Origin of the sequence: Rhodococcus sp. A14, from assembly GCF_011603105.1 — a bacterium.
GTDB classification, from domain to species: domain Bacteria; phylum Actinomycetota; class Actinomycetes; order Mycobacteriales; family Mycobacteriaceae; genus Rhodococcus_F; species Rhodococcus_F opacus.
On the sequence record NZ_JAAOQS010000075.1, the window covers coordinates 20,631 to 41,876 of the forward strand.

At 64.7% G+C, this 21,246-nt stretch carries 21 protein-coding genes; 4 read left to right on the forward strand and 17 right to left on the reverse strand.

The window, feature by feature from the left end; translation table 11 throughout:
- Nucleotides 1-51: 51 nt before the first annotated feature.
- The 12 genes from G9373_RS30760 to G9373_RS30815 form a co-directional block, all read right to left on the reverse strand.
- Nucleotides 52-1,518 (reverse strand): carboxyltransferase, encoded by a 1,467-nt coding sequence (locus tag G9373_RS30760; protein ID WP_167118491.1) that lies wholly within the window; start codon nucleotides 1,516-1,518, stop codon nucleotides 52-54.
- Entirely contained in the window at nucleotides 1,515-2,879 is a 1,365-nt protein-coding gene (locus G9373_RS30765) for an acetyl-CoA carboxylase biotin carboxylase subunit (protein WP_167118495.1), read from the reverse strand. The genes G9373_RS30760 and G9373_RS30765 overlap by 4 nt, the downstream gene beginning before the upstream one ends.
- 4 nt (nucleotides 2,880-2,883) lie before the next feature.
- The gene (locus tag G9373_RS30770; RefSeq protein ID WP_133987080.1) at nucleotides 2,884-3,420 is read right to left on the reverse strand and encodes a biotin/lipoyl-containing protein; all 537 of its coding nucleotides are present in this window, start codon (nucleotides 3,418-3,420) and stop codon (nucleotides 2,884-2,886) included.
- Nucleotides 3,421-3,494: 74 nt separating this feature from the next.
- Entirely contained in the window at nucleotides 3,495-3,986 is a 492-nt protein-coding gene (locus tag G9373_RS30775) for a flavin reductase family protein (RefSeq protein WP_133988027.1), read from the reverse strand.
- A 97-nt stretch (nucleotides 3,987-4,083) separates the two neighbouring features.
- Nucleotides 4,084-5,019 (reverse strand): cyclase family protein, encoded by a 936-nt coding sequence (locus tag G9373_RS30780; protein ID WP_167118499.1) that lies wholly within the window; start codon nucleotides 5,017-5,019, stop codon nucleotides 4,084-4,086.
- Between the two features lie 335 nt (nucleotides 5,020-5,354).
- Complete coding sequence (locus G9373_RS30785; RefSeq protein ID WP_167118502.1) at nucleotides 5,355-6,323, reverse strand: SDR family NAD(P)-dependent oxidoreductase; 969 nt, start codon at nucleotides 6,321-6,323, stop codon at nucleotides 5,355-5,357.
- The gene (locus G9373_RS30790) at nucleotides 6,316-6,717 is read right to left on the reverse strand and encodes a nuclear transport factor 2 family protein (RefSeq protein WP_167118505.1); all 402 of its coding nucleotides are present in this window, start codon (nucleotides 6,715-6,717) and stop codon (nucleotides 6,316-6,318) included. The genes G9373_RS30785 and G9373_RS30790 overlap by 8 nt, the downstream gene beginning before the upstream one ends.
- A gap of 43 nt (nucleotides 6,718-6,760) precedes the next feature.
- The gene (locus G9373_RS30795; protein ID WP_167118508.1) at nucleotides 6,761-7,816 is read right to left on the reverse strand and encodes an LLM class flavin-dependent oxidoreductase; all 1,056 of its coding nucleotides are present in this window, start codon (nucleotides 7,814-7,816) and stop codon (nucleotides 6,761-6,763) included.
- A gap of 211 nt (nucleotides 7,817-8,027) precedes the next feature.
- Nucleotides 8,028-10,700, reverse strand: a complete 2,673-nt coding sequence (locus G9373_RS30800; protein WP_167118511.1) for a LuxR family transcriptional regulator — start codon at nucleotides 10,698-10,700, stop codon at nucleotides 8,028-8,030.
- A 48-nt stretch (nucleotides 10,701-10,748) separates the two neighbouring features.
- Nucleotides 10,749-11,213, reverse strand: coding sequence for a flavodoxin domain-containing protein (locus G9373_RS30805; RefSeq protein WP_167118514.1), 465 nt, complete (start codon nucleotides 11,211-11,213; stop codon nucleotides 10,749-10,751).
- Nucleotides 11,210-12,568, reverse strand: a complete 1,359-nt coding sequence (locus G9373_RS30810) for an FAD-dependent oxidoreductase (RefSeq protein ID WP_167118517.1) — start codon at nucleotides 12,566-12,568, stop codon at nucleotides 11,210-11,212. Before G9373_RS30810 ends, G9373_RS30805 begins: the two co-directional genes overlap by 4 nt.
- The gene (locus G9373_RS30815) at nucleotides 12,565-13,716 is read right to left on the reverse strand and encodes a cytochrome P450 (RefSeq protein ID WP_167118520.1); all 1,152 of its coding nucleotides are present in this window, start codon (nucleotides 13,714-13,716) and stop codon (nucleotides 12,565-12,567) included. Before G9373_RS30815 ends, G9373_RS30810 begins: the two co-directional genes overlap by 4 nt.
- A 353-nt stretch (nucleotides 13,717-14,069) precedes the next feature.
- Here G9373_RS30815 and G9373_RS30820 point away from each other — a divergent pair, with 353 nt between their 5' ends.
- On the forward strand, nucleotides 14,070-14,816 hold the full coding sequence (locus G9373_RS30820; RefSeq protein ID WP_167118525.1) for an SDR family oxidoreductase: 747 nt from the start codon (nucleotides 14,070-14,072) through the stop codon (nucleotides 14,814-14,816).
- Nucleotides 14,817-14,955: 139 nt separating this feature from the next.
- On the opposite strand, the gene G9373_RS30825 is transcribed toward G9373_RS30820, so the two are convergent.
- The 4 genes from G9373_RS30825 to G9373_RS30840 all read right to left on the reverse strand — a co-directional run bounded on the left by G9373_RS30825 (nucleotide 14,956) and on the right by G9373_RS30840 (nucleotide 19,089).
- Complete coding sequence (locus G9373_RS30825; RefSeq protein ID WP_167118528.1) at nucleotides 14,956-15,879, reverse strand: acyl-CoA dehydrogenase family protein; 924 nt, start codon at nucleotides 15,877-15,879, stop codon at nucleotides 14,956-14,958.
- A complete protein-coding gene (locus tag G9373_RS30830; RefSeq protein WP_167118530.1) occupies nucleotides 15,876-17,015 on the reverse strand; it encodes an acyl-CoA dehydrogenase family protein in 1,140 nt (379 codons plus the stop codon). The genes G9373_RS30825 and G9373_RS30830 overlap by 4 nt, the downstream gene beginning before the upstream one ends.
- 68 nt (nucleotides 17,016-17,083) lie before the next feature.
- Entirely contained in the window at nucleotides 17,084-18,550 is a 1,467-nt protein-coding gene (locus G9373_RS30835) for a carboxyltransferase (RefSeq protein WP_167118533.1), read from the reverse strand.
- A gap of 47 nt (nucleotides 18,551-18,597) precedes the next feature.
- On the reverse strand, nucleotides 18,598-19,089 hold the full coding sequence (locus G9373_RS30840; RefSeq protein ID WP_133987107.1) for a biotin/lipoyl-containing protein: 492 nt from the start codon (nucleotides 19,087-19,089) through the stop codon (nucleotides 18,598-18,600).
- Between the two features lie 645 nt (nucleotides 19,090-19,734).
- On the opposite strand from G9373_RS30840, the gene G9373_RS48320 reads away from it, so the two are divergent.
- Together G9373_RS48320 and G9373_RS30850 are read left to right on the forward strand one after the other, a co-directional pair.
- Complete coding sequence (locus G9373_RS48320) at nucleotides 19,735-20,136, forward strand: flavin reductase family protein (RefSeq protein WP_346842868.1); 402 nt, start codon at nucleotides 19,735-19,737, stop codon at nucleotides 20,134-20,136.
- A gap of 309 nt (nucleotides 20,137-20,445) precedes the next feature.
- Nucleotides 20,446-20,631 (forward strand): hypothetical protein, encoded by a 186-nt coding sequence (locus G9373_RS30850; RefSeq protein ID WP_167118538.1) that lies wholly within the window; start codon nucleotides 20,446-20,448, stop codon nucleotides 20,629-20,631.
- A 2-nt stretch (nucleotides 20,632-20,633) separates the two neighbouring features.
- Here the strand turns inward: G9373_RS30850 and G9373_RS46865 are convergent, their stop codons facing one another.
- Nucleotides 20,634-20,981 carry a hypothetical protein gene (locus tag G9373_RS46865; RefSeq protein ID WP_240960828.1) on the reverse strand — a complete coding sequence of 116 codons (348 nt, stop codon included), beginning with the start codon at nucleotides 20,979-20,981 and terminating at the stop codon, nucleotides 20,634-20,636.
- Here G9373_RS46865 and G9373_RS46870 point away from each other — a divergent pair.
- A complete protein-coding gene (locus G9373_RS46870) occupies nucleotides 20,964-21,218 on the forward strand; it encodes a hypothetical protein (protein ID WP_240960829.1) in 255 nt (84 codons plus the stop codon). The genes G9373_RS46865 and G9373_RS46870 overlap by 18 nt on opposite strands.
- The last annotated feature ends 28 nt before the right edge of the window (nucleotides 21,219-21,246 follow it).

Here is a 21,246-nt window from a genome sequence, read left to right on the forward strand (position 1 = left end):
AAACCCCCGAGCGTGGCTCGGGGGTTTCCGCGGTTCCGGATACGTTGTGTCTCAGTGGTTCTTGCAGGCGTCGAGCGACCATCCGGGCTGTGCGATGGACAGCGACGTGACACCGCTCGCGCCGCGGGCGATGTCCTGGATGGTCCGGACGATCTCGTTCCCGCTTCGCCTCGGGTCGGTCCGGATCGGGCCGGCGGCGAGCATGGCGTCGACCTCTTCGTCGGACGTCATGAATCGCATCAACAGCTCTTCGTCGCTGATGCCCGCTGTGAACTTCGAACGGATCTCGCCGAGGGTTGGTTGCGGGCGGACCCAGCCCTGGAATTCCTTCGCTCGCGCGGAGTCGAGGATTTTGTCCATCACCGCGGGATCGACGTCACGGATCAGCGGACCGTAGTGGCCCATCGCGTAGCGAATGACCTCGTCCGGGATCAGCTTGTACCGCTCGCCGGTCACCACATTGAGAACCGCCTGGATACCGACGAACTGGCTGAACGGCGTCGCCATGATCGGGGACGCCAGTTCCTGACGCACCCGGGGAATCTCCTCGAGCACCGCGGGGAACCGATCGGCCATGCCGTGCTGCTGCAGCTGACTGATCAACGTTCCGGTCATTCCACCGGGCAGCTGATGGTCGTAGATCCGGGGGTCGTATTCGGCCGGTACCGACGGCTCGAATCCCGCATCGCGCGCCGCCCACTCGAAGTTCGCGGCCACCGGCGCGAAGGTCGACTTGTCGAGGCCGTGGGTGTGTCCCATCGATTCGACGATCGTGGTCATCGCCTCGGTCGAGGGCAGCGACGGCCCGTTGGCCATGGGCCGGGACGCGGTGTGCAGGATGGTGAATCCCGCCTTGATTCCCTCGATGTAGTTCAGCGGTGCCAGGCCGGTGGTGTTGTGGCAGTGCAGCTCGAGTGGAATCGAGCCGGTGGCGGCGCGGATCGTCGGCAACAGGGTCGCTGCGCGCTCGGGTTTTAACACCCCGGCAGCGTCCTCGACGTAGATCGTCTGCACGCCCTCCCACGACGCCATCTCCTTGGCCCGCTGGGCGAAGAAGTCGTCGTCGTGCGCACCGGTCAGTCCATACATCACCGCCGGGACGGCGATGCCACCGTTGTCGTGAATCACCTTCGCGAGCCGATACATCGTCGGCATGTCGTAGAGGCAGTCGTAGATCCAGAAACTGGTCACGCCGTGCTTGATCAGGGTCTGGATCCACAGGTCGATGATCGAATCGGGGGTGTGGTTGAAGCCGATGACGCTGATGGTGCGCATCCCGCAGCGGACCACGTTGTTCTTCAGGCCCTGGGTCAGGAAATCTGTTGCCGCCCAGGGATCGTCCTTGAACGTGCGCAGCAGCACCGTGAACATGCCAGGTCCGGTCAGGTCCACCACCCGATAGCCTGCACGGTCGAGGTGCTCGAGGGCGTCGGCTGCCTGGTGGGGGCGCATCTTCAAACCCCACAGGCTCTGCTGGCCGTCCCGCAGTGTCTGGTCGACGAACTCGATCGTGGTCATGAGATCTGCTCCTCCCAGGTGGGCAGGAATTCGTTCTCGAGCCACTTGGTGGTGACGGGACTGTGTTGGAATGCCTTGTCCGCCATCAGCGCCGAGTGTAGGGACACGGTGGTGGGGACACCTTCGATGCGGAGCTTGCTCAGGGCGCGTCCCATCAGGTCGATTGCGTCCTCTCGGGTATCGGCGTGCACGATCAGCTTCGCGATCATGGAGTCGTAGTACGGGGGGATCGTGGCACCGGGGAAGGCATAGGTGTCGACGCGGATACCCGCGCCTTGCGGCGCGACCCAGTGGTCGATGCGGCCGGGACGGGGCAGGAAATTGTTCCGTGCGTCCTCGGCGTTGATCCGGCATTCGATGGCGTGTCCATCGAGTGTCACCTCGTCCTGAGCGAATGACAGCGGAAGTCCTTGCGCCACGCGTAGCTGCTCGCGAACGATGTCGATACCGGTCACCATCTCGGTGACCGGGTGTTCGACCTGCACGCGGGCGTTGACCTCGAGGAACACGAAGTCGTCGCGTTCGGTGTCGACGAGGAACTCCACGGTTCCTGCTCCGACGTATCCGAGGCCCTTCGCGAGATCAACGGCGGCGTTTCGTACGCGTTCGAGGAGGTCCTGCGGGAGCCCGACGGCGGGCGCCTCCTCGACGAGTTTCTGGTATCGGCGCTGCGTGGAACAGTCCCGTTCGCCGAGGTGACAGACGTTGCCGTCGGTGTCGGCCATGATCTGCACCTCGACGTGGCGGGCGAACTCTACGTACCGCTCCAGGTAGATGGTGCCGTCACCGAACGCTCGCTCGGCTTCGTTGCTCGACCGCGAGAAGTGCTGTTGTACATCTTCCCGGCTCCGGATCACGGTCATGCCGCGGCCACCGCCGCCGGCGGAGGCTTTGAGCAGCAGCGGATAGTCGTTCAGTTCGTCGGCTGCGACGAGTGCGTCCTCCACCGTCAGCAGGCCGGCCGTGCCCGATCCCGTGGGGATACCCAGCTCGTTCGCGGTGCGGCGGGCGGTAAGTTTGTCGCCCGAGCGGCGCATGACCTCGGCCGGAGGACCGATGAACGTCACACCGTTCTCGGCGCAGGCTTCGACGAGATCGGTTCTTTCCGAGAGAAATCCGTAACCGGGGTGGATGGCGTCGCAGTCTGCGAACAATGCGGCCGCGACGATGCGGTCGACGGAGAGGTAGCTGTCGGATGCCGAACTCGGGCCGATCACCACGATCCGGTCTGCAAGTTGCGCTGCCAGGGAGTCGCGGTCGCAGTCGGAGACGGCGAGAACACTCTCGATTCCCTCGTCGAAGCATGCTCGAACGATACGTACCGCGATTTCGCCGCGGTTGGCGATCAGTACTCGACGCATGTTCTCACGCGTCCCGGGGCGCGATGGTGAACAGCGCGGTGCCGAACTCCACCTGGGTGGCGTTGTCCTGGTGGATGGCGACGATGGTGCCTGCGACGTCGGCGGTGACGTTGTTCATCAGCTTCATCACCTCGATGATGCAGAGGGTATCGCCGGCCTCCACCTCGGACCCGATCTCGACGAACGGTGGCTGCCCCGGCTGCGGCGTCTTCCAGAAGACCCCGACGCTCGGTGCGGTCACCACATGGCCGTCGACAACCGCTGCGTTCGGTGTCGGCGCTGCGGTGGGCGCCACAGGTGCTGCGGGTACCACGGGGGCCGCGGCGACCGGCGCGGGAGGGGTCGCCGGCGCGGCGGCCGGTGCCGCTGCAGCGACCGGCGGTGCCGTGGCCCCAGTGGTCGGCGCCGATGCGGGCAGCAGATCGACGCCGTTGCGTCCGAGGGCGATGCGTACATCGCCGACCGTCACGGCTGCCTGATCCCATTCGGAATCTTGCAGTGCGAGGACGATCTCTCTGATCTCCTGATGAGTCAGGCTCATAGTGCTTCTCCTGGTACCTATCCCGGTCGTCGGGAGTTTGTTGTGCGAAGTCGTTGTCGTGGCTCGACTGACGGTCAGTTGAGGGCGGTCGCGAACGCTCCGTAGGCGCCCTTGCAGAACACCAGTGGCGGTACGTCCGGCGCTGCCTCGATCGAGTGGACCTTTCCGAGCACAATCATGTGATCGCCTGCTTCGTATTCACGCCACAGTGTGCAGTCGACCCAAGCGACAGCGCCGCCGAGGCCCGGGCCGCTCGAGCGTGGCTCCCAATCGACGCCTTCGAAGCGGTCGATTCCCTTGCGGGAGAAGTTACGCGTGAGGTCCGCGTGATCTTCTGCAAGCACGTTGATGCAGAAGCGGCCTTCGTTCCGGATCGGAGGCCACGTGCTCGAGGTATGCGCGACGCTGAAGCCGACGAGTGCCGGATCGAGCGAAATCGAGGTGAACGAATTGCAGGCCATGCCGGCCGGTGCCCCGTCGACAGTGGATGTCACCACCACCACACCGGTCGGAAGGTGACCGAGCACGCGCCGGAATTCAGCTGCGTCAATGATCGGCTGGTTCATGTCTTGACCCCTTCGGCAACGTGCAGGAAGCGATGTATTCAAACGATTGGTTGGTAGATTCACTGTATGTGATCCCGACCTCACCAGTCAACGGGGGTTATGTGATCGCGACCGCGTTCGCCGGTGAGCTCACCGCTCCCTCCAGGGGCAGCGGAGCGGCGGTGAACAAGAAATCCCAGCGTCCACGATCCGCACAATGAGACGCCAGAGCGTCGAAGTCCAGCAGTTCGGCCAGGACGAAGCCGAGCGCCGGAATGAGTCGGCGGTGGAGCGACCCGTCCTCACGATTGCCGGGCGCGCTCTCGACGGCGGGGTTGTCGGTGCACACCGCCGCGAATCCGGAATCCCACAGGAAGCGTGCCATCGGTTCCGCCGCAGACAGGCCGGAAAATCTGTCGCCTGCAGTGGTCATGTCTTCGCCCGCTCCCTTGCGGGTGCGGTACTCCCCCACCCAGCCGGTGCGGACACACAAGATGTCGCCTCGTTCGAAGGTCACGCCCTGCGCCTGCGCAACCGCTTCGAGATCGGTCACCTGCAGGATCGAGCCGGCGACAGGGTCCCACTCGGCGCCGGTCTGCTCGAAATGCCCGGCTACATCGAGCAGGACACCCCGGCCGACAATCCCGTGCTGCGCCCAGCGGTGCACGCTCAGTGCACTGTGGGCTTCGGCATCGTCGGTGATCCCACCGAAGTAGCCGTGCTCGCGGGCACGTACATGGCCCAACCCGTCCCACTGTGACGCCGACTGCGGATTGAACGAATCGATGTTGTCCTCGTAGGTGTTCCGCCCGGCCTCGAAGACCTCATGCTTGACACTCGGTCGCCCGAACAGCGGCGGATCGAACGTGGTCAGCGGCAGGGACAGGCCGAATGTCTTGCCGCTCGACACCGATCGCACACCGCGGGTGACGGACCCTTCGTCGAGCCGGTCGAGCGTCCCGAATTCCTTCGGCAGCTCCTCCCAGCTGTGCCGGATTCCGAGATTCCCGAGCTCTGGCAGCTCATCGTAGGGTAGTTCGCACCGATCAGCCATTTCAAATACTCTTTTCTCGTTTCGAACCGCAGGAATGATGTCGACCCGCTCTGCCAGCGAGCATTTGGCAGAGCGGGCCGACATCCGTGTAGTGAACAATTCAGTGAAAGGCGGCGTTTCGGGTCAGACCTGCACTTTCGCCGCCGTTGAGGGTTGTTACTGCACCGTGTGGTTTCTTCGATCCTCGGCGCCAATCATTGTTGATGCACCGAGCTCACACGGACTTCGACCGACCCGTCCTCGTCCACCCGCGAACCGGGTACTCGGTGAACCGGACGGCGAGTTCGCCTCGCCCTTCTGCTCGGCGATCGACGAACCACCGTCTACCCTGCCTGTCAGTTGTAGATGTGTTCAGCGAACAGAGGTGGGATGAGAGCCAGTTCGTCGTTGGTGGACTTCGGGTCCAGGTAGTTGCCGAGCTCGCCGATCGCCTCTCCGTTGTCCCGTAGGTCTTCGGGGGTGTGGTTTGGATCGAACCACCCCTCCGCCACCACGAACGCAACTCGGGCGACTTTCCCCGACGAGGTGCTGAAGATCTCGCCGCTCACCGTGGTCGATTCGTGTGCGAGCCACAGAACGGTGGGCGAGACGATCTCCGCCGGCCCCATCGGGATCTTGCCGCTACGAAGTTCTCCCTGCCAGTCTTCGGACTCACGCTCGGCGCCGCTGAAGAAGGCATCCCTGTTCATTCGTGTGATGGCCATCGGCGCAATGGCATTCACGCGAATGCCGAGCTCTTCACCTTCGAGCGCGAGACTCTTGGTCAGACCGGCGATCGCCAGCTTGGCTGTCCCGTAGTGACTCAGTTGCGGACACCCGGCGAATCCCGCGTTCGAGGTGGTGTTGACGATCACTCCCCGACCCTGCGCCCGGAACACCGGCCATGCCGCCCGGGACATGAAGTAGGTCCCGTCCACGGTGACCGATTGCATGCGGTGCCACTGGTCGTCGTTCAGGTCCCCGAAGAGTCCGTAGGAGATGATGCCGGCGTTGTTGACCAGGACATCTACTCGACCGAACGCCTCTGTCGCGGTGGCGATCACGGCGGCGGCACCCTCGGCGTCGGCGACGCTGTGGGTATCGGCCACCGCGGTCCCGCCGGCCGCGGCGATTTCGTCGACGACGGTCTGAGCGACGCTGATGTCGGCGCCGTCACTGCCGGATTCGACACCGAGATCGTTGACGACCACGTTCGCGCCACGCGCCGCGAACTGCAGTGCGTGCTCGCGACCGAGGCCGCGACCGGCACCGGTGACGACGACGACCTGCCCGTCGAAGCGCATCCGCGTACGACCGTTATCCATAGTCGTGGTACTCCGTGACGAGCCCGTCCTGGACGGTGAACCGGGTGCACAGTTCCAGTCGTACCGTCTCCCCGGTCTGCGCCCATCCCGGGACGTCTGCGATCGCAGTGGCCACCCATGTCTGTTCGACGAGCACCGTGTTGTCGTCCACGACGTGCAGTGCACGGCGGTTCTCGAAGTGCTTGTCGGGGAACGCACCGGCAAAGGATGCGAGCAGGTCGGCGAATGCCTGCGCGCTGTCGAGCTTGACGCCCCGGTTGTGGTGCTCGAGCGTCAGGTCGGGGGCGGTCACCTCGAGGATGGCGGCGACGTCTCCGCTGTTGTACGCCTCGATGAACTTCTCGACGACGGGGACCGCCGCCGAGGTCCGGGCGTTCGATGTCTGTGTGGTCATCGTGGAACTTCCTCTCGTCAGGTGTTTCGGTGGAGTGGTGCCGTCACGCCAACTTCGGCGCGACCTCTTCGGTGAGCAGCTGGAGGGAGTAGTTCCACGGCTTGACGTCGTCGAGGTAGTCGTGGCCGTAGACCAGCGTGGTGCCCCAGCCTCCGGTGGCTTCGCACACGGTGCTGAGCTTCTCGGCGACCGTGTCGGGCGAGCCGACGATCCAGACCTTGTCGACGATGTCCTCGATGGTGACGTCCGCCATGTCCATGTCGGGGAGCATCGCCTGGAGCAGGCCGAACTGCTTGTAGACGGGGATGAGGTATTCCTGCCACGCCTTGCCGATGCCGCCTTCGAGGGCCAACTTGCGAGCGTCGGCGTCGGTGTCGGCGACGATGACGTCACGGACCACGCGGAAGTTGTCGCGGTCGACCGTGATACCGGCTTCGTTGGCTGCCTGCTCGTAGGTGTTCCAGTGGTTGGAAATGGCGGCCTCACCGGCGTACACGGAGAGTGCGTTGTAGCCATTGCGGCCCGCGAACGACAGCGACGGCGAGTTGGGGCTCAGGCCGGCGAGTCCGATCTCGACCTTGCCGCCGTACGGGGCGGTGCTCCGGTACTCGTGGTGCTCGTCGTTCTCGGGGTAGCCGGCGCTGTAGAACTCGCCGTCGAACTGGAACGGCTTGCTTTCCCAGACCTTGTTCATGATCTCGAGCGCCTCGGTGGTGCGCTTGTGGTTGGTGGACATGTCCTTGTAGCCGCGCAGCTTCGCGTCGCTGGGGTAACCGCCGGAACCGATGCCGAGGATGTAGCGGCCCTCGGTGACGTGGGTCATCCAGGCGACCTGCGCCGCCAGGCTGGCCGGGTTGTGGTACGGCAGCAGGTGGGCACCGGGACACAGCTTGATGTTCTGCGTCTGCCGGGCCGACGCCGCGATGATGAGCTCCGGATTGGTGATCGACTCCCACGACATGGTCGCGTGCTCGCCGATCCAGTACTCGGTGAAACCGAGACGGTCGCACTCGATGGCCTGATCGACCGCAAAGTCGAACACCTGTCGAGGGGTGCGCTCCGGGCGCATGAACGGGGTCTGGAACATCGCAAACTTCACGGGTTTACCTTTCGGCGAATGGTCACGCTCTTGGTGTGATGGCCACCATACCACCAAACGATCGGTTGACAAGAGGCCTCGGAATATTTCTGAATCTGTGGGTCGATCATCGATCATGGATGAATTCAATTGGTGAGCAACGTGTTAGGACTTGACCAACGCGCCACCCCCTGCGACCCTCGAAAGGGCCGCAGCGGCCTTGGTGCAGGAGTCAGTCGGCCTCGGCGTACTCCGAGACCACTCCGGGGAGTTCGTGCCGACCGTGAATACCGAGCTTCACGTAGACGCCTTGTAGCCGATTTTCCACGGTGCGGACCGAGATGGACAGTTGAGTGGCGATGGCTTTGTTGGATCGACCTGACGCGGCCAGTAACGCGGTTTCCTTCTCCGCCACAGTAAGTTTCGAGCTCCAGTCGGCGCTGCTCAGCGACAGCGTGACCGGGTTCTCACACTTGCCGGCCAGGACGTTCGCGCGCAGGCGGCACGCGGTGGCGCGTCGTCGATCGCCGCGTTCCTGCCAGATGGGGGCAGCATCCGACGCCGCCTCCGCGGCGAGCAGTGTCGCGCCCATCATTTCGAAGCGCTCGCTCACCTCGCCCAGTTCCTCCGGGTCGGCGGAGTCGAGAGCGTGGATGTGTGCCACACGCGCCACCACGAGTTCGCCCTCGATGGCACGTGACAGCGAGGTGCACAACTCGCGGGCACGACGCGGTGCGCCGGTGCGAGCGAGGCTGTGCGCCGCCGCGATCGCACCGACCAGATCACCGATTCTGCTCCCCTCGGCAACCGCACGCTCGAAGTCGGCGTGCGCTCGCCGAAGGTCGCCGGACAAGGCGTTCACCCAGCCCGACGAATGAATCGGATCGACCCCCATGAACCACGTGGACGGCGATCCGGAACTATCCAGATCCGCTAAGTATTTCTTTCCCTCCAGCGGAGCCCCCGCCATGGCCTGCGCCACGGCCAGGTAGTAATAGCAGAACTGGACGAACTGGGGACGTCCCAGTTGCCGGTAGATCGAGATCGCGGTCAAGAGCAGCCGGATTGCGCGGTGCGGGTTACCGCACTCGGTCACGGTCTTCGCGCGTTGCCAGCAGAACAGCGCCTGCGCTTCGATGGCCTGGTGGTCCACTGCCGCTCGATATTCAGTCCGGCTGATCTCCTCGGCTCGATCGAACCGCCCGGCATGGGCATGCGCTTCCGCCTCGTAGAAACGGTGCATGCACGGGTACCAGTCCATCGGCTCTTCCAGCTCGAGCTGGACACGATGGCCGAGGGCCGCGGCGTCAAGTGCTTCGGCGATGCGGCCGGCGCGTGCGAGGCTGTAGGCCCCGGGCATGCAGGCCCACACCAGCGCGGACCCAGTCGCCTCGGGTAACAAGTCTTCGGTGACCGCGACGGCGCCGGCGGGGCCTTCCTTGCCGAGGATCAGCGCGATGCGGCGGGCCGCGATGTCGTTGACGTAAGAGGTACCGGCTAGAGCGCGCTCGGCCTCGTACGCAACCTCGAGTCCCTCGTCTACGGTGCCCGCGTAGATTGCACGGTGGTCCAGTCTGGCGACCGCGACGCGGAATACCTCGTCGGCAGTGCTCGCGGAGTCGGCGAGCGACGAGAGCAGGCGCGCCGACTCCCGAGTATTGCCGCGCAACCCCGCGAGTTGGGCACGAAGAATGCGTGCGTCGAAGTTCGTCGGTTTTTCGTTCAACACTGCCGACACCATCCGCTCGGCGAGGCCGAAATCGTAGTGCCACCGCGTGACGTGCGCCGCCGCCAGCATCGTGCGGGGGTCCCCGCCCCCACCGAGCAGGCGCCATTCCGCGGTTCTCATGAGTCGCTGGTCGGTTTGCGGCCCGCCGTGCTCGAGGGTGTCTGCCAGCCGCCGAACCAACTCCCGCGACCGCAGTAGTGGCAGGCTGCCACGGAGCACCTCGCTGTAGAGCGGGTGCGCTGTGCGCAGTTGGATGTCGGAGCCGCCCATCTCGGTGACCACCAGACCCTTCTGCTCGAGCTGGTGTGCGCACTCCAGGGTGCTCAGCCGTTCGATCTCGGGCAGGGTGAGTGGTTCACCGAATGCGAGGTAGGCCATCAGGGTGTGCTCGTCTGGGGTGAGGACACCGATGCGGCTGGTCACCAGCTCAACCAGCCGGTCCGTTGCCTCGAACTCCCCCTGTAGCCGCCAGATGCCGTTGTCGTCACGCAAGGTGCCGCGTTCGTACAGGCTGATCACCAGCTCACGCAGGAACAGCATGTTGCCCTGCACCTTGCCTGCGAGGTACGCCATGGTCGCATCGTCGACCGGGCCGCCGAGCGCGCGTCTGATCATCTCGTGGATGTAGCCGGTGCCCAGCCCTTCCACATCGAGGCGGTCTACGAGTTCGTTCTTCCACAGTCCCACCACATGTTCGGGGGAGGTTTCCTTGGTGCGGAAGGTGGCCAGGATGGTCACCCGGTCGGTATCCGCCAATTGGTAGAGCAGAGTCGCGGACATGTCGTCGACCAGGTGGATGTCGTCGACAAGCAACACGAGCCGCGCCGGCAGATACTGCTCGACCAGGGTGGCGGCGCAACGGCTGAGCAGATCTGCTCGATCGTTGACTGCGCCGCTCTTGCCCGCCCACGCCGTGGGGGGCAGGATCGGCGCGAACACCCCCAAGGGGATGCTCGAACTCGCAGTCGTGGCGCTGATGCGCACGGTTTGTACGCCCTCCCGGGCCAGCTCGTCGAGCACCTCACCGGCAAGACGGCTCTTGCCGACGCCGGCGGGACCCGCGAGCAGCACACTGCGCTTCGATCGAATCCGAGCGCACACGTCCTCGATCTCCGCTGCCCTGCCGATCAGCGGCCACGGGTCGGTGATGGATCGGGGTGCATTCTTCGACGTCATTGTCAGAAACCCACCCTTCGGGTGGACACAGCCTACTGTCGATTCCGTCTAGGATGCCACGGGCGCCGGTAGCGCCGCGAGGACCTCGCGTGCCCACTCCTCCGCAATCTCCTCGGGGTCGTCACCACTGGATGCGTCGTGTCGGGCGGTGTCGCCGACCTGCGTCGCGCCCAGTGTGGTCAGGATGGTGGCTGCGGTCTCGCCCGCCTGGTTGAAGGTGGTGTAGTAGCTGTCGCCGAGACCGAACACGGCGAAGCGAAGGCCCGTGAGGTCCGGCTTCGTTTCGGTCAGTGCTTCGAAGAAGTCCGCTCCGCCACCGGCGAAGTCGCCCTCACCATGGGTCGCGGTCACGAGGACGATGAGGTCTGCTCCCGCCTGTGACATTGCGTCCGGCGTCGTGTCCGCGAGGTCGTGAACCTCCGAGTCAACGGTTCCCGCGAGTACCTGGGAGATTGCCGTCGCGGTTGCTTCGGCATTTCCCGTCTCGGTCCCGTACAGGATCAGTGCGTTCATCTCTCCTCCTTGTGTCCGACGGCGTCGGATGGCGGGTTTTCGACGTGTGTCGGGGTTGTGCGTTCGTCCGTAAAAGTTCTGGCGAGGTCGAGCATCGTCGCGATGTCGGACACTTTCGTGCGGCACCGGCCGTGTCCTGGGCGCGTCACCTCGGTCGCATCGATCCGTCGCCACCCGGCGAAATCAACCGTGTCGGGGTGCAGGTCTGCCGCGAGCGCTGGCAGACCGACCTTCGTCGGCGTGATCGTCCCTGTCTCCACGTCCGCGACGATCCGCGCGCACACCATCTTCGCATCCAGGCGATTGGCCGGGATGCCACCGGTCGGTCCACGGCGGAACCATCCCGAGCAGTACAACCCGGAGTCCAGAAGGCCGCTGTCGAGGTCGGACAAGTTGGATTCGAGGTGGGTCCTGTCGACCTCGTGGCGCAGTCCGTACCCGAAACCGACGGCGGTCACGACACTGTCGGTCTCGATCACCTTCCCTGCCTGCCGGGACTCAGTGTCCGCAAGGGACAGCGTGCGGCCGGCCGGGGTGGACTCGATGGATTCCGGCGTCCACCCGAAGTGAAAGCTCACATGGACCCGTGGCGACGGCGGCACCGCGCGCCCGGTCGTCAGCTCGAGCAGTGCCTCGATCTTTGCTTGGATCTTCGTGTCCTCGTGACCGGTGTCGTCGACGGCATCGACGTCGAAAACGGCGTCGTTAATGTCCGCCAGCTCACGGATCATCACGCTGTCGAATTTAGCGGCCGAGGCCGGAGATCGTCCGACCACGTGGATGCGGTTGGGCTGCTTATCGATCCGCCGCGGGTCCAGGTCGCTACCGGTGAACGAATCACGGTGTTTGGCCAGGAGCCGAAGGACATCCACGGCCACGTTGCCGTTGCCGATGATCGTCGTGGTCGCTCCGAAACGCGGCGCGAAAGAGTGCTCATCGGGGTGCGAGTTGAACCATCTCATGACCTGACCGGCCCCGTAGACGCCGTCACCGTCGACGCCGGGGAGGGGGCGATCCGCCCCGAGCCCCGCCGCGACTACCACGATGTCGAACGCATCCTGGAGCTGATCGATCGAAACATGCTTTCCCACTTCGACGTTGCCGATGAAGTGCACGCCGCCGTCGGTGAACAGGCGATCGAATTGCCGAGCGACCGCCTTCGTCCCCTGGTGGTCCGGGGACACGCCGTAACGCAACAATCCGTACGGGACGGGGAGTCGTTCGAAGACGACGATCTGCGCCGCCGCCCATCGCTTGCGCAGCATCTGCGCGGTGTAGCAGCCGGCCGGGCCGCTGCCCACAATGGCGATGGACGGTTCGAGCTCGCCGATCGCCCGGGATCGGAGTTCACTCATGCCAGTCGCTTACCTTCAGGAAAGACGATCGGCACGTGCAGCATGCCGGCTACCTGGCCCATCAACCACTCACATTCCTTGTTCGGGTCGAGCGAGAACTCCGGAATACGCTTGAGGAATTCGCCGATCGCCACGCGTGCCTCGACGCGGATCAGATGTGCACCCAGGCAACGGTGGATTCCGTGCCCCAGCGACAGGTGCCGATTCGGCTCCCGCTCGATCACGATGTTGTCGGGAGAATCGAACATCGAGCGATCACGGTTGGCGACCGCGAACCACAGCATGGCCGTCTGGCCCGGCTTCATCGTGACGTCGCCTACGGTGACCTCTTCAGTGACGAGACGACCGACCATTGCGGGAGCGTAGAAACGCAACAGCTCGTCGACCGCACCGGGGATCTGTTCGGGGTGGGCGATGAGGCGGCGACGCAGTTCAATGTCCCACGCCAGGCGCCAGAAGACCGAGCTGAGGAAGCGTGCGGTGTTGTCGATGCCGCCAAGTAGCAGGATCGTGAAGAATCCGATCAGGTCGTCTTCGGAGAGGCTTTCACCGTCCACTTTGGACATGATGACGCGGGACATGATGTCGTTGCCCGGGTTCTCGCGGCGCTCGGCGATCAGAGCGCGGGCGTGCGCTACCAGCTCGCCGAAGATCGCGGCGCCTTCCTCCGGGTTTTCCACGTGTGTGATGGCCCAGACCCACCGGCGGTAGGTGTCGCCGTCCTCGGGCGGAAGGCCGAGGAGAATGGCCGTCAAACGGGCCGGGATCTCGTCCGCCAGCCAGGTGGCCGCGTCGCCTTCACCGCTTTCGATGCGCTCATCGATCAGGTCGTTGGTGGTTTGACGCAGCTGCTCGGTGAACAGGTCGGTCGCCTCCGGTGAGAACGGCTTCGCCACGAGCTTGCGGTACTTCTTGTGGATGGGGTCGTCCTGCCCGGCCAGCATCAGCTCGAATTCGCCGGTTTCGTAGCGCGGAAACGTGACGCCCTTGTTGGAGAAGGCCTTGGTGTTCTGAATGACCGCCTGGGCTTCTTTGTATCCGGCGACTACCCAGTGCCCACCGTAGGCCTCACTCCATCCGATGGGGGTGCTCTCGGCTTCGTCGCGCAGCGCCTCGAAGAAGGCGTGCGGCGTGCCGTCGGGACCCAACGGGGTGTGGTAGTGATCGGCGTTCGTGAACAGACTCGTCGTAGCGACTGTCGCAGTCATCAGTGCAATGTCTCCTGCCTTGGGACGGGTCACGATGTCCCCGAGCTGGCGGACGTCGCGGCGCTGGTATCAGCAGGCGTGGCGGGTAGGACACCGGCCACTGCCTTCACTCCACTGTGATGGGCATCACCGTGCAGGTGCAGAGTAGTGACTACTTGACTTTCCCGACCGCCCCTACCCTTGCGGTCTTTGACGCGGTGACCGAAGTTGTGTGGTGCATGCCACACATCGGCCTGTGAGGCTGAGCGTGGCAGCCGACATCGTCATTCCTCGAACCAAGGAGCAAGATTTCTATGACCGGCAGACTCGAAGGCAAAGTCGCTCTTGTCAGCGGCGCAGCTCAGGGCATGGGCGCCGCCCACGCTCGTGCAGTGGTCCGCGAGGGCGGACAGGTCGTCATCGGCGACATCCTGGACGACCTCGGCAAGCTGCTCGCGGACGAACTCGGCGAGAACGCGGCCTTCGTCCACCTCGACGTCACCAGCGAGGACGACTGGGCGAATGCCGTCGCGACCGCGGTCAGCACGTTCGGGAAACTCAATGTGCTGGTGAACAACGCCGGCATCGTCAACTTCGGGTTCCTCGAGAACTACTCGTTGGATCAGTGGAACACCATCTTGAACGTCAACCTCACCGGATCCTTCATCGGTATCAAGGCTGCCCGTGACGAACTTGTTCGCTCTGCGCCGGCGTCGATCATCAACATCTCGTCCACGGCGGGTCTCACCGGTAGCGCGGGCCAACATGGTTACGCGGCATCCAAGTTCGCGCTGCGTGGTCTGACCAAGTCCGTTGCCGCCGAACTCGGTGGCAAGAACGTGCGTGCCAACTCGGTACACCCCGGTACGGTCAAGACTCCATTGACCGAAGGCATGGATCTGTCCTCGCTTGCCGCCCCAATTCGGCGGATCGCTGAGGCCGATGAGGTCGCGAACCTGATCGTCTACCTGGCCTCGGACGAGTCGTCGTACTCGACCGGCGCGGAGTTCGTCGTCGACGGCGGCCTCGTGAACTGCGCGGGCGCAGTCGTCGACGAGTAGAGCTCACGGCCCGTCAGAGCCACAGCACGACGTCCGGACGCTCGACCGTCCGGATGTCGTGCTGTCCGCCGTTGCCGGCCTGGAGGCACGCCAAAAGGCGCCGCCGAGGTAGTGCCCGGCGGCGGCTCTAGGTGCAGTCTCAGGTGTGGTCGCGCTCGAGGCGGTCGATGATTCTGCGGACGCTCAGCATCTTGCGGAGCGGGAAGTGCAGTCCGACCTCCCAGGTGAATCCGAGACCACCGTGCACGTGCACCGCGATCTCGGCTGCATCGATGCACCGATCTACCGCGAAAAGCGCCCCGCGGAACGCGTTGTCCTCCCGCTGCGATCCCCAGATCAGTGCGGTGTCCGCCGCTTCCACGTTCACGGTCGCGGTCGCCAAATTGTGCTTGACCGCCTGAAAGGACCCCACGGGCCGGCCGAACTGTTCGCGTTCGATCACGAAGGTCAGTGAGTCGGCGAGTAGGCGTTCCGCCCCACCGAGGACCTCGGCCGCGAGAACGAGGGCCACCTCACGGGCCGCCTCCGTGGTGAACGTCGTGGCGACGGGGGTGTGGACACCGCGGCCGACCAGGTCCAACCCGTCGACCTCACCGGTGGGTACCTCGGTCACTTCACCCTCGATGTCACCGAGGGCCGAGACCACGACGATTCCGTCGAGCGCACCGAACGGGACGAGGGCACCATCGCCGAGCGGCAACGCGAAGGTGACCGGCCCGTCGACCTCTCGTGCGGCCGCGGACAGCCGTTTGGCCAGCAAGCTCGGCAGTAACGGTTGCGGGATGCTGCCGTACCCCCAGGCCTTGGCGATGGCAACCAGATCTCGTGTGCTCGCGCAGGTGTCGTCCTCGACAATTCCGGCCAGATCCCATCCCGCGTCAGCGATGGCCGCCCACGAGATCGGCGGTTCAGGCTCCTCCACGTATGTGGCGATGGGAGCGTGCGAGGTGGCGCGTTTGACCAGGTCTTCGATACCCTCCGCGCCCATCGAGCCGTACTCGTTCGGCAAGGTCGTCATCGCGTATCGCGATTCCGGGTTCTTCTTCTGTTCGACGGTGGTCACTTCGGAAGTCCTAACACTCGTTCTGCCAGAATGTTTCGCTGAATCTCGCTGGATCCGCCGTAGATTGTCACGGCGCGGGATTCCAGGTACTGGTAGGACCAGTGCTTCTGCTGGACCACCGGCGCGTGCCCGACACCGAGTCGGGTCACGTCCTGCCACAGCTCGCTCCACATCAGCTTGAGCACGGCGCCGGCCCGTGCCAACGCTTCGTCGTCGCCGACAGACTCCAGATCGGCGACCTTCATCAACTGCCAGTGGACCAGTTCCGTCCGAATGTCCAAGTCCCTCAGCCGGGAGGCGTATTCAGGTTGATCACCCAATACGTCGAGGAGGGCATCGACATCGGATCGGATTTCGACGTACCGCGCGGCGGTCTCGATACCCCCACGCTCGTCACCGAGCACCCGCATCGCGACCTTCCACCCGTCCCCGTCGTCACCGACCCGGTCAGAATCGGGAACGAAGACGTTCTCGAACCTGGTCTCGGCGAAGTGCACGGCCCCGGAGATCTGTCGGATGTCACTGATCGAGACACCGGGCTGTTCCATGTCGACGAGGAACATCGACAGGTTGCGGTATCGGCCGGCATCAGGCTGCGTCTGCGCGAGAACGAAGCATCGGCGTGCATGCTGGGCAAACGAGGTCCAGGTCTTGTTGCCGTTGATGAGGTAGCCGCCGTCGACGCGTCGGGCCTTGGCCTGGATGTTCGCAAGGTCCGACCCTGCCTGCGGCTCGGAGAAGCCCTGGCACCATACCTCTTGCCCGTTCATGATCGACGGGATGTATTGGGCCCTCTGCTGTTCGGTGCCGACCGCGATGAGCATCGGCGTGACCAAGGATTTCCCGACCCGGGCGAGCCCGTCCGGCGCCTGTGCTTTGCCTGCCAGGACGTGGAAGACGATTTCCTCGGCTAGTCCGAGCCCCCGACCTCCGTATTCCGTTGGGATGGACAGGCCCGAGTAGCCGCCCTCCCACAGGGTGAAGTCCCATTGCCGGCGGACCTCGTCCATCTCATGACTCGTCAGTGTCCCCCGAGCCTCTTTCCACCGGGAGGGAACGGCGGTACTCAGAAACTCCTCGGCGTCGGACGCGAAACGTTCTATATCGCGGATGGGCTCGAGAGTGCTTGTCGTCATTTTTCCATCCATCTGATCGGTCCGTGCGGCTGTCGGTGCCGTGTGGATCAAGTCCTCTGCAGCTATGGTCATGTCGTCGTCCGGGCAGCCCGCACGCTGAACTTCGGGGTCGAGACGGCGAACGAGGTACTCGCGGCCGGAGCGTCGATGAGATCGACGAGGGACTCGACGATGTTGTTGCTGCTGCGTCGACGATCGACCCGCAGCGGCCCCTTCGCGATCATGGCGTCCACTTCTTCGTCGGACATCATGAATCGGATCAGCAGTTCCTCATCGGAGATATCCGGCGCGAAACGGGCGCGGATCTCCTTCAGCGACGGATCGGGGCGCTCCCACGACTGCAACTGCTTGGTACGTGGGTTGGACATGATCGTGTCCAGTACGTCGGGGTCGATTGCGGAGGGCACCGGACCGTAGTGACCCAGAACGTAATGGATGACCTCGTCGGACACCATGGAATAGGGCTTTCCGGTGACGATGTTGAGCACCGCCTGGACACCGACGAACTGGGAGAAGGGCGTGGCCATGATGGGTGAACCCAGCTGCACGCGCACTTGGGGGATGGCCTCGAGAACCTCCGGGAAGCGGTGGCCCATGCCGTGTCGCTCGAGCTGGTTGATCAGCGTGCCGGTCATGCCACCGGGCAGTTGGTGGTCGTACATCCGAGGGTCGTACTCGGCGGGCACACCGGTTGCGCGGCCGGCCTCTCGCGCGACGTGCTCGAAGTGCTCGGCGACAGGTGCGAACGTGGACGTGTCGAGGGTGTGTCTGCGGCCGAGGTGCTCGACGATCGTGGCCATCGCCTCGGTGGACGGCAGCGACGGGCCGTTCGCCATCGGACGCGATGCGGTGTGTATCCGCGTGAATCCGCTCTCGATACCGACGATGTAGTTGTGCTGGGCCATGTTGGTGGTGTTGTGGCAGTGCAGCTCGAGTGGCATGTCGCCGGTCGCCTGCCGGATTGCCGGGAGCAGCGTGCGCGCGCGTTCGGGTTTGAGGATTCCGGCGGCGTCCTCGACGTAGATCGATTCGACGCCCTCCCACGACGCCATTTGCCGCGCACGGTCGGCGAAGTAGGCGTCGTCGTGCACGTCGGTGAGTCCGTACATGATGGCCGGGACGGGTTGCCCGCCGGCGTCCCGCACGACGTCGACCTGGTGCTTCATCAGGTCCATGTCGTACAGGCAGTCGTAGAGCCAGAAGCTGGTGGAACCGTGCTTGATCAGCGTCTGGATCCACAGGTCCATGATCGCCTGCGGAGTGGGAGCGAAGCCGACGCAGCTCAGGGTGCGCAGGCCCGAGCGGAGTTCGTTGCCTTTCAGGCCTGCCACGAGGAAGTCGAGTGTCGCCCAAGGATCGTCGCCGTATTCACGGAGCAGGACGGTGAACATGCCCGCGCCGGTGAGGTCGATGGTGCGGTACCCGGCATCCTTCAGGTAGGGCAGTGCGCCTGCCGCCTCGTATGCGCGCAGCCGCATGCCCCAGAGGCTCTGTTGCCCGTCTCGAAGGCTCTGCTCGACGAAATCGATGTTCACGTGGGTGTCCTTGTCCTTCTTGGTTGGTGGCGGTGGTGCGGCCCCTGTTACGACGCGATCGTGACGAGCGGGGTTCCGTATTCCACGGGGTCACCGTCGGCCGCGGCGATAGCGGTCACAACGCCATCCGTCATCGCCTCGATGGGCATCGTCAATGTGAGGACCTTGACGTTGCCGAGTACGTCCCCAGCCGTCACGTTCTGGCCGATCTCGACGAATGGCGCACCGCCGTTCTGGGACACGCGCCGGAACACTCCTACGCTCGGGGAAGCGACGACCTGCTCCGAGCCGCCTACCGGGGGGACTGCACCGGTCGGCGGAGCATCGGGGGCAGGCGCCGAGCGCTCCGGCTCGATTGCCACGGGCGGTGCGGGCTCCGCGGGCGGTGCTGGCGCTGCGGTGGGCGCGGACGCGGGCAGCTGGATGCCGCGTCGTGCCACGGCTATGTGGACATCGCCCACCACGACCTCAGCCTGGTCGAACCCTGCATCCTGCAGCGCCGTCAGAATTAGCTTGATGTCGGCCGAAGAGATCTCCACAGCACTTCCTTTTCTAACAACCGGTTGGTGGTGAAACCAGGCTAGGCGTGTTGCGCGTCACGTGCAAGTACCAATCGCGACCTCGGGACCGCTCGGGGTAGCTAACGGCCGGGTTGAGACGGCCACGAAGGAGGATTCGACAGCCCGTCGCACACGGCTTCCGAGTGCGCACGTGCCCCGCACGGCGGACACACCGCCTCAGGGCGCGAAGCCGGCCCGGACAGCCCCGCGGCATCGCCACCGAATGCCGGTCAAGACCGGGGCCGCTTACACGATCGCGGTCGAGAATCGACCCCTCGATCCCAGGGTCGCGGCACATGAAGCGATACCGGGGAAACCCGGTCATGCGAACCAGTTTGCACTCGCGCCCAGCCCGATCACGGGAGGAGGCCCACCCCCGCGGCGGATCGTCAGGCGCGGTGTCAGCACCTACACGATGCCCAGTTGTCAACCGATCGTTTGGTGGTATAGTGAGGACCGTCACGCGAAGCCTGTCGTAACAAGTGCACCGACCCGGTCCCCCAGCCCGAATCGCAAGGAGATCTGATCGGCGCGCCGCCCCCAGGCAGGCCGCCGTCGAACCGGAGTAGACCATCCATGAGTCTCACGAGTGTCCACCCCTCTGCGCCATCGCTCGAACCTGTCATGGCCGACCACTCCGAACTCCGTTCCGCGCTGGGGTTCTTCCCTTCAGGAATCGCGGCCCTGTGCGCGACGGTCGATGACAAGCCGGTCGGATTGGTCGCGACGTCCTTCTCGGTCGGCGTCTCGTACGACCCTCCGCTGGTCCTGTTTTCCATCCAGAACAGTTCACGGACGTGGCCGTGTTTGCGGACCGCCGAGCGCCTTGGCGTTTCGATACTCGGCGAGGGTCAAGACCATGTCTGCAGACAACTCGCCTCTCGCACGCGGTATAGGTTTGCTGGATTGGAAACCATTCGCACGGAACATAATTCGCTACTCCTGCACGGTTCCGCGCTGTGGCTCGATTGCGAGATTCGGCACAGATACCAACGGGGGATCACAGTATCGTCGTGCTGGAAGTAATGGCGATGAAGGTGGCGGACGACGTCGCCCCTCTCGTCTATCACCGTTCCATGATCCACAGGGTCCCCGCACCCTCGCATCACCACCAGGACCGATCATGATCTCGTCTCCGTCCCGCCCGCCACGCGTCGCACTCGCCCTATCCGAAGCGGCGGGATTCGCCACGACGAGAACGTCCATCTCCGGCTGTACACCCACCGACTGGACCGACCTCACCGCGGACACGGGTGCACCCGTGAGCACACCCGCGGCTGTGCGCATCCAAGCAGCGGACCTTCGACAGGCTCAAACGACGACAACCGCCTGCGGTTGACCGAGGCACAAGGGGGCCGCGATCCGCAGGACCTCATCGTTCTGCTCGATCTCGAGTTCCTGATCGCTACCGACGCTCGCACGGCACGCGCCGAACTCGCACTGCGGAACTCCGGTTCGCGCACCCGGACCACTCGGCGACCGTTCGCTACGTCGGTACACCTCGTGGGCTGGCGGGCCTGATCTCAGATATCCGTGCGGCCTCCGTCGCCGACGGCGTAACGCTGATCCCGCTGGTAACCGGTGCGGGCGAGGATCCGGCAGGCGGTGACGGGGCCGACACCGAGAATCTTCGGTAGCCGGGTCCCGCAGGCAGCGAGCTCGCTCTTGATCCGGGCGGTGATCTCCTCGATTTGGAACCGGACCCGCCGAATGTCACCGTCCATCTCGAGGCCGACCTTCGTGCGCATCGCATCGGCCGGGGTGTCCGGCTCGAACCGTTTGAGCGTGGCGGCGGCATCCTCGGGGTCGAAGTCCCGCTTGATGCCGCCGGGCACCAGCTCCCGCAGCAGCGCGTGCAGCTGATTGATCACACGACCGTGGTGCTTGAGCAGGTCAATGCGACGTTCGTCAAGGATGCGCAGCACGTCGGTATGCCCTTCGGGGGCGACCGGCCGGAAGTCGCCCTGACTGAACGCGACGCACGCCGCGGCGGCGGCGTCGATCCGATCGTTCTTACGCCGGCCACCCCGGGCGAGTTCCCGTACCCGGGCGGTGGCGGTCGGGGCACGTCGACGACGGCCTCCCCTTTGTCGATCAGCACTGGTTGAGGTGGTGGCCGAGGCCGGAGGCGTTCTC

What these genes read in the sequence shown, in the direction of transcription:
- G9373_RS30805 (WP_167118514.1), bottom strand. Translation starts at nt 11,213, where the DNA reads ATGAACGCACTGATCCTGTACGGGACCGAGACGGGAAATGCCGAAGCA.
- G9373_RS48320 (WP_346842868.1), top strand. Translation starts at nt 19,735, where the DNA reads ATGGCCGACCACTCCGAACTCCGTTCCGCGCTGGGGTTCTTCCCTTCA.
- G9373_RS30800 (WP_167118511.1), bottom strand. Translation starts at nt 10,700, where the DNA reads ATGACGTCGAAGAATGCACCCCGATCCATCACCGACCCGTGGCCGCTG.
- G9373_RS30760 (WP_167118491.1), bottom strand. Translation starts at nt 1,518, where the DNA reads ATGACCACGATCGAGTTCGTCGACCAGACACTGCGGGACGGCCAGCAG.
- G9373_RS30790 (WP_167118505.1), bottom strand. Translation starts at nt 6,717, where the DNA reads ATGACCACACAGACATCGAACGCCCGGACCTCGGCGGCGGTCCCCGTC.
- G9373_RS30775 (WP_133988027.1), bottom strand. Translation starts at nt 3,986, where the DNA reads ATGAACCAGCCGATCATTGACGCAGCTGAATTCCGGCGCGTGCTCGGT.
- G9373_RS30785 (WP_167118502.1), bottom strand. Translation starts at nt 6,323, where the DNA reads ATGGATAACGGTCGTACGCGGATGCGCTTCGACGGGCAGGTCGTCGTC.
- G9373_RS30830 (WP_167118530.1), bottom strand. Translation starts at nt 17,015, where the DNA reads ATGACGACAAGCACTCTCGAGCCCATCCGCGATATAGAACGTTTCGCG.
- G9373_RS30770 (WP_133987080.1), bottom strand. Translation starts at nt 3,420, where the DNA reads ATGAGCCTGACTCATCAGGAGATCAGAGAGATCGTCCTCGCACTGCAA.
- G9373_RS30810 (WP_167118517.1), bottom strand. Translation starts at nt 12,568, where the DNA reads ATGAGTGAACTCCGATCCCGGGCGATCGGCGAGCTCGAACCGTCCATC.
- G9373_RS30820 (WP_167118525.1), top strand. Translation starts at nt 14,070, where the DNA reads ATGACCGGCAGACTCGAAGGCAAAGTCGCTCTTGTCAGCGGCGCAGCT.
- G9373_RS30780 (WP_167118499.1), bottom strand. Translation starts at nt 5,019, where the DNA reads ATGGCTGATCGGTGCGAACTACCCTACGATGAGCTGCCAGAGCTCGGG.
- G9373_RS30765 (WP_167118495.1), bottom strand. Translation starts at nt 2,879, where the DNA reads ATGCGTCGAGTACTGATCGCCAACCGCGGCGAAATCGCGGTACGTATC.